Below are 578 nucleotides of genomic sequence, written 5' to 3'. Positions count from 1 at the left end.
AATTATGATTCTTTTGCAGAATATAAGTCCGGAGTTAGATTTGACTTTGCTGTTTTTTCACTGTTTCCAACACTGTACTTACTGTTTATAAAGGTAACAAGAGTTATAAATATTTCCGAATTGACATTGAGTTTCTACAAAATTTATTCGTTATTACTCATACCTTTCTGGTTTTTGGGGTGGGGGAATTATTCAAACCGTTACGCTATGCCTGCTTGGTTGTTGTATTTTGTTGTTATGCTTTTCCCATTGGTTAAGTTAAAGAGGTTTTCTGTTGGCGTTGTGTTATTGCCGTTGGCTTTATCCTTAGTTGTTTTTCTGTTGTTTCTATATTTTAAGGTGATTATGTGAAGCTTAGGGTTGTTAGAGTTGTTACTTCATCAGAAGTTGTGAGTTGGCACATGAGAAATTCAATTGTATATAATGACAATGATAGAGTTGAATTGACGATTGTTGGTGATAGAGTTAGTTTGAATAAAACCAAATTCCCGAATGTTAAATTCATTGACTTGCCTATAAAAAGAAAGATTTCACTTCCATACGACGTTTATTGTTTAGTAAAATTATGGTGGCTTTTG

Annotated in this window: 2 protein-coding genes (1 of these 2 only partly in view); both read left to right on the top strand. The window is 32.9% G+C overall.

Features of this window, described 5'->3' with window-relative positions; translation table 11 throughout:
- A partial coding sequence (locus ACMHXH_RS17560; RefSeq protein ID WP_413738402.1) for a hypothetical protein occupies positions 1-351 on the top strand: 351 nt, incomplete at its 5' end.
- Positions 348-578 carry the beginning of a glycosyltransferase family 4 protein gene (locus tag ACMHXH_RS17555; protein WP_413738400.1) on the top strand. Its footprint extends 774 nt past the window's final position, so the window shows 231 of its 1,005 coding nt (coding positions 1-231); the start codon lies at positions 348-350; the stop codon falls past the right edge of the window. The genes ACMHXH_RS17560 and ACMHXH_RS17555, both read left to right, overlap by 4 nt.

Source organism: Shewanella sp. BJSY2023SW001, from assembly GCF_047314685.1.
Lineage (GTDB): Bacteria > Pseudomonadota > Gammaproteobacteria > Enterobacterales > Shewanellaceae > Shewanella > Shewanella indica.
The sequence above is the reverse complement of the archived record's forward strand: the minus strand, read 5'-3'. Positions and strand labels throughout refer to the sequence as shown.